Source organism: Georgenia sp. 311 (assembly GCF_006151955.1).
Taxonomy (GTDB): Bacteria; Actinomycetota; Actinomycetes; order Actinomycetales; family Actinomycetaceae; genus Oceanitalea; species Oceanitalea wutianyii.
Map to the genome: position 1 here is coordinate 20465 of NZ_VDFS01000053.1, position 8884 is coordinate 29348.

8 protein-coding genes are annotated in these 8884 nt (G+C 69.7%); 6 read left to right on the forward strand and 2 right to left on the reverse strand.

The features are described 5' to 3' along the window. The first annotated feature begins 23 nt into the window (after positions 1 to 23). The 4 genes from FHE66_RS11750 to FHE66_RS11765 are packed head-to-tail and all read left to right on the forward strand — an operon-like array spanning position 24 to position 6104. Entirely contained in the window at positions 24 to 1751 is a 1728-nt protein-coding gene (locus FHE66_RS11750) for an ABC transporter ATP-binding protein (protein WP_139073148.1), read from the forward strand. Beyond that, entirely contained in the window at positions 1748 to 3679 is a 1932-nt protein-coding gene (locus FHE66_RS11755) for an ABC transporter transmembrane domain-containing protein (RefSeq protein ID WP_139073149.1), read from the forward strand. The genes FHE66_RS11750 and FHE66_RS11755 overlap by 4 nt, the downstream gene beginning before the upstream one ends. Before the next feature lie 55 nt (positions 3680 to 3734). Continuing rightward, positions 3735 to 4559 carry an RNA methyltransferase gene (locus FHE66_RS11760; RefSeq protein ID WP_218013705.1) on the forward strand — a complete coding sequence of 275 codons (825 nt, stop codon included), beginning with the start codon at positions 3735 to 3737 and terminating at the stop codon, positions 4557 to 4559. Positions 4560 to 4619: 60 nt separating this feature from the next. After that, the gene (locus FHE66_RS11765; RefSeq protein WP_139073150.1) at positions 4620 to 6104 is read left to right on the forward strand and encodes a P-loop ATPase, Sll1717 family; all 1485 of its coding nucleotides are present in this window, start codon (positions 4620 to 4622) and stop codon (positions 6102 to 6104) included. Positions 6105 to 6719: 615 nt separating this feature from the next. On the opposite strand, the gene FHE66_RS11770 is transcribed toward FHE66_RS11765, so the two are convergent. After that, a complete protein-coding gene (locus FHE66_RS11770) occupies positions 6720 to 7250 on the reverse strand; it encodes an OsmC family protein (protein ID WP_139073151.1) in 531 nt (176 codons plus the stop codon). A 104-nt stretch (positions 7251 to 7354) separates the two neighbouring features. Here FHE66_RS11770 and FHE66_RS11775 point away from each other — a divergent pair, with 104 nt between their 5' ends. Both FHE66_RS11775 and FHE66_RS11780 read left to right on the forward strand, forming a co-directional pair. Continuing rightward, positions 7355 to 7819: a tRNA (cytidine(34)-2'-O)-methyltransferase gene (locus FHE66_RS11775; protein ID WP_139073152.1), complete on the forward strand. Its 465-nt coding sequence runs from the start codon at positions 7355 to 7357 to the stop codon at positions 7817 to 7819. 66 nt (positions 7820 to 7885) lie between these two features. Next, the gene (locus FHE66_RS11780; protein WP_139073153.1) at positions 7886 to 8329 is read left to right on the forward strand and encodes a hypothetical protein; all 444 of its coding nucleotides are present in this window, start codon (positions 7886 to 7888) and stop codon (positions 8327 to 8329) included. A 5-nt stretch (positions 8330 to 8334) separates the two neighbouring features. Here FHE66_RS11780 and FHE66_RS11785 read toward each other — a convergent pair whose 3' ends face one another. After that, positions 8335 to 8877, reverse strand: coding sequence for a YbaK/EbsC family protein (locus tag FHE66_RS11785; RefSeq protein WP_139073159.1), 543 nt, complete (start codon positions 8875 to 8877; stop codon positions 8335 to 8337). Positions 8878 to 8884: the final 7 nt, after the last annotated feature.

Sequence of the window (8884 nt, forward strand, 5' to 3'; positions counted from 1 at the left end):
GGGCGGTGTACGGAAAGGCACTCATGCTGCTGTCCCTGCTGCGGCGCTACCTGCGCCCCTACCGCCGCGACGTCGTCATCGTCGTGCTCCTGCAGTTCGTCCAGACGATCGCGGCGCTCTCGCTGCCCACCCTCAACGCCGACATCATCAACGACGGCGTCGTCGGCGGGGACCTCGGCTACATCGTGAGCACCGGCGGGGTCATGCTCGCCATCAGCGGCGTCCAGGTACTCAGCGCCGTGGCCGCGGTCTACCTCGGTGCGCGCACCGCGATGGGCGTGGGCCGCGACCTGCGCCACGACGTGTTCTCCCGGGTCCAGCGGTTCTCGGTGGCCGAGGCCGGGCGCTTCGGCGCGCCCTCGCTCATCACCCGCTCGACGAACGACGTCCAGCAGGTCCAGATGGTCACCCTCATGACCTTCACCGTCATCGTCATGGCGCCGATCATGATGATCGGCGGCGTCGCCATGGCGATCCGGCAGGACGTCGGGCTCTCCGCGCTCCTCCTCGTCGTCGTCCCCCTCCTGCTCGGCGCGATGGTCTTCATCGCGCTGCGGATGGGGCCGCTGTTCCGGCTCATCCAGACCCGGATCGACCGGATCAACCGCGTCATGCGCGAGCAGATCACCGGGGTCCGGGTCATCCGCGCCTTCAACCGCCAGGCGGGGGAGCGGGACCGCTTCGCCCAGGCCAACACCGAGCTCATGGACACGAGCCTGAGCGTCGGCTACCTCATGGCGCTCATGTTCCCCGTCGTCCAGGTCATCCTCAACGCCTCGTCGGTGGCCGTCGTGTGGTTCGGCGCCGGGCGCATCGACGCCGGCGCCATGGAGGTCGGCTCGCTCGTCGCCTTCCTCAACTACCTCATGCAGATCCTCATCTCGGTCCTCATGGCCTCGATGATGTTCATGATGGTGCCCCGCGCCGCGGTGTCCGCCGAGCGCATCGAGGCCGTCCTCGGCACCGAGCCGAGCATCGTCGCCCCGCAGAGCCCGCGCCGCCTGCCGGAGGGGCAGGTCGTCGTCGAGCTCGACCACGCCACCTTCGGCTACGCCGGTGCGGACGAACCGGTGCTCCACGACGTCTCCCTGCGCCTCGAGCCCGGCCGCACCACCGCCGTCATCGGCGCCACCGGCTCGGGCAAGTCGACGCTCGTCAACCTTCTGCCGCGCCTCGTCGACCCGACCGGCGGCACGGTCCGGGCCGCCGGGATCGACGTGCGTGAGCTCGACCCCGCCGAGCTGCGCGCCCGTGTCTCCCTCGTGCCGCAGCGCGCCTACCTCTTCTCCGGGACGATCGCCTCGACGCTGCGCTTCGCCGCCCCCGACGCGACCGACGAGGAGCTGTGGGCCGCGCTCGACGCCGCGCAGGCCAGCGAGTTCGTCGCCGGCCTCGGCCTGGACGCGCGCGTCGAGCAGGGCGGGTCGAACTTCTCCGGCGGGCAGCGCCAGCGCCTCGCGATCGCCCGGGCGCTGCTGAAGAAGGCCGACCTCTACGTCTTCGACGACTCCTTCTCCGCGCTCGACTACGCCACCGACGCCCGGCTGCGCGCCGGGCTGCCGGCGGCCACCGCCGGGGCCGCCGTCCTCATCGTCGCCCAGCGCGTGGCGACCATCCGCGACGCCGACGAGATCGTCGTCCTCGACGAGGGCCGGGTCGTCGGCCGGGGCACCCACACCGAGCTCATGGAGAGCAACGAGACCTACCGGGAGATCGTCCTGTCCCAGCTGAGCGTGCAGGAGGCGGCATGAGTCACCACGGGCGAGGGCCCGGCCTCCCGCCGGGGGAGCGGTCGGCGAACTTCGGGGCGTCGTTGCGTCGTCTGCTCGGCTCGATGGCGCACGAGCGGGTGCGACTCGTCGTCGTCGTCGTGCTCGCCGTCGTCGCCGTCACCCTCCAGGTCCTCGGCCCGGCCCTCCTCGGGCGGGCGACGAACATCGTCTTCGACGGCGTCGTGGGCCGGATGCTCGGGGAGATGCTGCCCTCCGGGTTCAGCAAGGAGCAGGCGGTCGACGCACTCCGGGCTGCCGGGAACGACCAGCTCGCCGACCTCGTCCGGGGCATGGACGTCGTGCCCGGCCAGGGCATCGACTTCGGCGCCCTCGGCCAGACGATCCTCCTCGTCCTGGGCGTCTACCTCGCCGCGGCCGCCTTCCTGTGGATCCAGGGCCGCATGCTCGCCGGGGTCGTCCAGCGCACGGCGTTCGCGCTGCGCCGCGACGTCCAGGCGAAGATCGACCGTCTGCCGCTGCGCGAGCTCGACTCCCACGCCCGCGGCGACGTCCTGTCCCGGGTGACCAACGACATCGACAACGTCTCCCAGACGCTCCAGCAGACGCTGTCGCAGGTGGTGACGTCGCTGGTCACCGTGGTCGGGGTGCTCGTCATGATGTTCGTCCTGTCCTGGCAGCTCGCGCTCATCGCGCTCGTCACCGTGCCGCTGTCGGCGTGGGCCACGATGCTCATCGCCAAGCGCGCCCAGCCGCACTTCGTCGCCCAGTGGAAGTCCACCGGCGACCTCGGCGGCAAGGTCGAGGAGGCCTTCACCGGCCACGAGCTCGTCACCGCGTTCAACGCCCAGGAGGGCGTGCGCGAGGGCTTCGACACCGACAACGGCCGGCTCTACCAGGCGAGCTTCCGGTCCCAGTTCATCTCCGGGACGATCATGCCGATGATGGGGTTCGTCGGGAACCTCAACTACGTGCTCGTCGCCGTCGTCGGCGGCCTGCGGGTGGCGTCCGGAGACCTCAGCCTCGGGTCCGTGCAGGCGTTCATCCAGTACTCGCGCCAGTTCAGCCAGCCGCTCGCCCAGCTCGCCTCGATGGCCAACCTCGTCCAGTCCGGCGTGGCGTCCGCCGAGCGGATCTTCGAGGTCATGGACTCCCCGGAGGAGTCCACCGACCCGCAGCCCGGCAAGCACCCCGACGTCGTGCGCGGGGAGGTCCGGTTCCAGGAGGTCGCCTTCAGCTACGACCCGGAGCGCCCGCTCATCACGCGCCTGGACCTCGACGTCGCCCCGGGCCAGACGGTCGCCGTCGTCGGTCCCACCGGGGCCGGCAAGACGACCCTCGTCAACCTCCTCATGCGGTTCTACGAGATCGACTCCGGCGCCATCCTCCTCGACGGCGTCGACACCCGGGAGATGACCCGGCACGACCTGCGTGAGCCGATCGGCATGGTCCTGCAGGACACGTGGCTCTTCGAGGGGACGATCGCGGAGAACATCGCCTTCGGGCGCCGGGACGCGACCGGTGAGGACGTGCGCCGCGCGGCGCGGGCCGCGAGCGTCGACCGGTTCGTCCACAGCCTGCCCAAGGGCTACGAGACGGTCATCGACGAGGAGGGCGGTGGCGTGTCGGCGGGGGAGAAGCAGCTCATCACCATCGCGCGTGCCTTCCTGGCCGACCCGCAGCTGCTCATCCTCGACGAGGCGACGAGCTCGGTCGACACACGCACCGAGATGCTCGTCCAGCAGGCGATGACCGAGCTGCGCAAGGGGCGCACCTCCTTCGTCATCGCCCACCGGCTGAGCACCATCCGCGACGCGGACGTCATCCTCGTCATGGAGCACGGCGACATCGTCGAGCAGGGCACCCACGAGGAGCTCCTCGCTGCCGACGGCGCCTACGCCCGCCTCTACCGCAGCCAGTTCGCCGCCCCGGTGTCCGTCGAGGACTGACCCGGGCCGGCCCCCTCTGCGCCGAGAGCCGGATCCTGCACGGCACAATGTCGGTGTGCCGCTCATCCGCCTCACCGACCCTGACGACGACCGCCTCGCCGACTACACCCGGCTCACCGACGTCGCGCTGCGCCGCACGCTCGAGCCCGAGCGTGGCCTCTACATGGCCGAGAGCAGCAACGTCATCTCCCGGGCGGTGGCGGCGGGGCACCGGCCCCGGTCCTTCCTCATGGCCGAGCGGTGGCTGGAGAGCATGGCCCCGGTCATCGCCGCGGCGTGCGACGGCGCGCCGGACGGCGGCCCGGACGTGCCCGTCTTCGTCGCCGACGAGGCGCTGCTGCGGGAGATCACCGGCTTCCACCTCCACCGCGGGGCGCTGGCCGCGATGCACCGGCCCGCTCTGCGGCCGGTCGAGGAGGTCGTCGCCGGGGCGCGCCGGGTGGCGGTCTTCGACGGGATGGTCGACCACACGAACCTTGGGGCAGCGTTCCGCAGCGCGGCCGCGCTCGGCGTCGACGCCGTCCTCATGACGCCCACCTCGGCCGACCCGCTGTACCGCCGCTCGGTCCGGGTCTCCATGGGCACCGTGTTCCAGGTGCCGTGGACGCGGCTGGAGTCCTGGCCCGGCGCCATCACCGAGGCACAGCGCCTCGGCTACACGGTCGCCGCCCTCGCGCTGAGCGACGACTCGATCACCCTGGACGAGTACGTCGCCGAGAACCACGAGCGCTCGGCCTACGTCTTCGGACCCGAGGGCCACGGCCTGTCACCGAAGGTGCTCGCGATGGCCGACCGCGTGGTGCGCATCCCGATGTCCGCCGGCGTCGACTCCCTCAACGTCGCCGCCTCGGCCGCCGTCGTCTTCTACGCGACGCGGTAACGGCCTGCTGGTGCCACAGCGGGGCTGGGCAGCGACGGCAAAGCGTGGTACCAATCACCTATGACCGGGATCATCCAGAGCAGTGATCGCAAGCCGCTGACAGCCATCGGTTCCTTTGGCGCGGTGGACGCCGATGCAGACGTGTTGCTCGATGCCTGTTTTCAGGACCACGATGCTTACGTCTCGGTTCGCGATATGCGAAGCTTCCTGATTCTCGGCAGGAAGGGGTCTGGGAAGACGGCGATCTATAAGAGGATCGTCGAGGGGCGTTCGCAAGACGCATTCCAAATCGGATACTCATTCGATGACTACCCGTGGAGCCATCACGACTTGCAGGCCGAGAACGGCGTTCCTGAGGAGCGCAGGTACATCCATAGCTGGCGGTATCTCATTCTGCTCGGACTGGCGAAGATTCTACTGAATGACGACCAGAGCCAGCCATGGTCGGAAGAGTCCGCGGAGGCAATGGAGGCGCTAGAGTCGTTCGTTATTGACTCCTACGGCTCGCGAAATCCGGAGTTCAACCAGCTCTTTAGTCCCGAACGAGAGCTGCATTTCAAGGGTCGATTCGGCTTTAGGGTGCTCGACGTTGAGATGGAGCGCGTGCGAGTCAGGGAACTTCCGATTCACATTCAGGCTGTAAACGCAAAAATGCAGGAGGCGGTTCTCGCCGCGCTTAATCCGGACATTCGCTACTATGTCTGCTTTGATCAGCTGGACCTAGGTTTCACGGTCCAGGACGCGCGGTATGCGCAGAGGTTGACCGGATTAATAATCGCGGCGCGTGACTTGTTTGTTAGGGCCAAGGGGCGCGGAAAGGCGCTCAATCCGGTGGTGCTTCTGCGGGATGATATCTATCAGGACCTCCAGTTTGAAGATAAAAACAAGATTACTGAAAACTATGCCACGCGCGTACTTTGGACTGACAGTCGGACCGGCTTGACGTTGCGCAGCCTTATGGAGAGCAGGTTCGCTGAGGCTCTAGCCGATGGGGATCGAGAGGTTAAGTGGGAAGACGTATTTGACGAGTCTCGAGAGATGCCTAGTCGCCAGAGCAAGTATAGGCATATCTCGGATCGTACGTTTCTTCGCCCGCGCGACATTATCAAGTTCTGCAACGAGGTGTTGGTTGCGCACGGCAGGAATAATCCCGACGGTGAGAAGTTTGACAACGAGGCGGTGCATGCGGCGCGGGACGCATATTCGGACTATCTGTTGAACGAGTTGGACGACGAGATGGCGAAGCATGTTCCCCGGTACAAGGAGTACTTGGAGGTGCTCAAATCGGTCGGGGCTGAGAAGTTTACGCTTGAGCAGTTTTCCGCGTCTCTCGGTCAGCGGGTCGGTTTCAAGTCGGAAGAAGCATTGAGTGCGTTGGCGGAACTTTTCGAGTTCTCAGTTGTTTCATACTTGAAGCCAGGAGGTCGTGGTGGTGGATCCGAATATGTTTGGCGTTACAAGGATCCTCGCGCTCGGTTCGATTCGACCGTCGAGTCGTTTCGTGTCCATCCAGGGTTGAAGGAGGCTCTAGACCTTACGAGGTGAGCCCGACCGCTCAGAAAATGTCCTTGGGCAGACCCTTTCGCTGTCCGTCGTGCGACGTGGTCAATTGTGGTGGCAGGGTCGACGTCGTGCACATCCCGATATTCGCGGCGTCGACTCCCTCATCGCCGCCTCGGCGGCCGTCGTCTTGGTAACGGCCCGGTTGCCTGCCAGCCCCGTTGCTACGGTGACGGGATGCGACCCCTGCGGCACGCCGTGGCCGCGCGCGCCCTCGCCGCCGCGACGGCGGGCTGCGTCGCCACCGGGCCGGAGACGGCGTACTGCTCCCAGCAGGACCCGGTCGTCACGCCGGTCAGCCTCGCGCCCGGGGAGGAGCTCACGGTCGAGGTGCCCGGGGTGGTCGAGGGTGACGGCTGTGAGCCGGCCCTGCCCGATGACGCCGGCTACACCGTCGAGCTGCGCAGCCAGAGAGCCACGACGTCGCTCGGGACGATCCGGCCGGGGCGTCGACCGGCACCGTCACACTGCCGGCCGACGTCCTGCCGGCCCCGCCGAGGTGTCGCTGGGCCTCGAGGGCGCCCGGACGATCTGCGAGATCGACCCGACCATGAGCTGCGGCAAGGACCCCTTCGCGCTCGTCGAGGTCACCGTCTGGGCTCAGGCGCGGCGGACGGTCACCGGCGGTGGGTCGGTGAGCGTGCGGGCGACGACGCAGTAGCGCTCGGTGAGCTCGAGCAGCCGGGCCACGGTCTCGGGGTCCGCGTCGGTGTCGACGTCGACGACCACCTCGACGGACGTGAGGCCCACCGGCGTCTCGCGGTCCACGCCGAGGGTGCCGCGGGCGTCCCACGTGCCGCTGGCCGTCACGGAGGCCGAGCGCAGCTCGACGCCCATCGCGGTGGCGACGGAGGAGAGGGTGACCCCGGCGCAGGCGACGAGGGCCTGGAGGACGATGTCCGCCGAGCACGCCTGGCTGCCGTCCCCGCCCGTGGCCGGGTGCAGCCCGGCGACGACCTCACCGGACCACGTCGGCACGGTCGCGGTGAGCGCCTGCTGGTCCACCCGCGCCGTCGCGGTGCTCGTGACGCGCGCGCTGCCCGGGTCCTCCTTGTAGGCCGCCTTGAGCGGGCGCTGGCGGGCGCGCAGCGCGGCGGACGCGGCCTGTGCGGGGCTGGTCGTCTCGGTCATGGTTCCTCCGTCGGGTGTCCGGGCATCAGACCACCGGGCTCCGCGGTGGGTCAACGGGTGCACGCGTGGCGAGACGCGCCCGTGCACCCTGAGACAATTCCCCGGTGTTCCACGTCGTCTTCCACGAGCCGTGCATCCCGCCCAACACCGGGAACGCGATCCGGATGGTCGCCTGCACCGGCGCGACCCTCCACCTCGTGGAGCCGCTCGGCTTCGAGCTGAGCGACGCGCACCTGCGCCGCGCCGGGCTGGACTACCACGACCTCGCGCGCGTCGTCGTCCACCCGGACCTCGACGCCGCGCTCGGGTCCATCGGGCCGGCTCGCGTCTACGCGTTCACCGGGCACGGCGGGACCGGCTTCGCCGACGTCGCCTACCAGCCCGGCGACGTCCTGCTCTTCGGGACCGAGCCCACCGGCCTGCCGGCCGACGTGCTCGCCGACCCGCGCGTCACGGCCCGGGTGCGCATCCCCATGCTGCCCGGCGCCCGCTCGATGAACCTGTCGAACTGCGCGGCGATCGCCACCTACGAGGCCTGGCGCCAGCAGGGCTTCGCGGGCGGGGTGTAGGGCGGCGGACGGTTGGCCGCGCGGGAGCGGCACACGTAGGGTCGGGTCTGGAAGGGAGAGCGGGACATGGGCAAGGTGACGGCGATCGTCAAGGCCGCGGCGCGTTTCGGGCCGGTGGTCTACCCGGTCGTGAAGAAGGGCGCGGTCATGCTGCGCGAGAACCCCGAGCTCGCCTCCCAGGTCCAGCGGCTGCTCAACGGGCTGTCCAAGGCCCGCGCGGCGCGCTCCCGCCCGGAGGGCCTGCGGCGTTCGGTCGCGGTGCTGCGCGGTCAGGCCCAGCGCGCCCTGGCCGGGGCGGACACCCCCGCCGAGGCCGCCCGCGCGGAGGGCTGGCTGCTCCAGGCGGACAAGCTCGACAGCGCCATCGACCTCATGGCCCTGCACGACCGCAAGGGCCAGACCGCCGACGCCGCGGCGATCGAGGCGCGGGTCGAGGAGCTCTTCGCGCAGATCTTCACCGCGCTCGTCAAACGCGACGACCCGGACCAGGCCCAGCTCCCGCCCGCCTGAGCGGCTCAGTCGACGGGCAGCCCGAGCCCCTCGACCACCTCAACGGCCGGCAGTGCGGCGAGCAGGTCGCCAGGCAGCAGGAGCTTGGAGCGGCGCACACCGCTGCCGACGATCGCCGGTCCGCCGGCGGCCACGGAGGCGTCGACGAGCAGGCGCCACTCCTGCGGCAGCCCGACGGGCGTGATGCCGCCGTACTCCATTCCCGAGGCCTCCACCGCCCGGTCCGTCGGCCAGAACGAGGCCTTGCGCACGTCGAGCAGCCGCCGCACGGTGGAGTTGACGTCGGCGCGGGTGGTCGCGCGGACGGCGCAGGCGGCCACCCGCTCCTCCCCGGCCCGCTTCCCGGCGACCAGCACGCAGTTGACCGAGGCCTCCAGCGGCAGCTCGTAGGCCTGCGTCATCGCGGCGGTGTCGGCGAGGTCGGGGTCGATCTCGGCGACCCGGACCTCGGCGGCCCGCGGCAGGTCCTCCAGGGCCAGACGGACCGGCTCGGCGAGCAGGTCGGGCCGCTGCAGGGCGGGCACCCAGGTGAGGGTGCCGTACCGCAGCGGCCCG

Coding starts and splice junctions, on each gene's coding strand:
- FHE66_RS11755 (WP_139073149.1), top strand. CDS start 1,748: ATGAGTCACCACGGGCGAGGGCCCGGCCTCCCGCCGGGGGAGCGGTCG.
- FHE66_RS11750 (WP_139073148.1), top strand. CDS start 24: ATGCTGCTGTCCCTGCTGCGGCGCTACCTGCGCCCCTACCGCCGCGAC.
- FHE66_RS11780 (WP_139073153.1), top strand. CDS start 7,886: ATGGGCAAGGTGACGGCGATCGTCAAGGCCGCGGCGCGTTTCGGGCCG.
- FHE66_RS11770 (WP_139073151.1), bottom strand. CDS start 7,250: ATGACCGAGACGACCAGCCCCGCACAGGCCGCGTCCGCCGCGCTGCGC.
- FHE66_RS11765 (WP_139073150.1), top strand. CDS start 4,620: ATGACCGGGATCATCCAGAGCAGTGATCGCAAGCCGCTGACAGCCATC.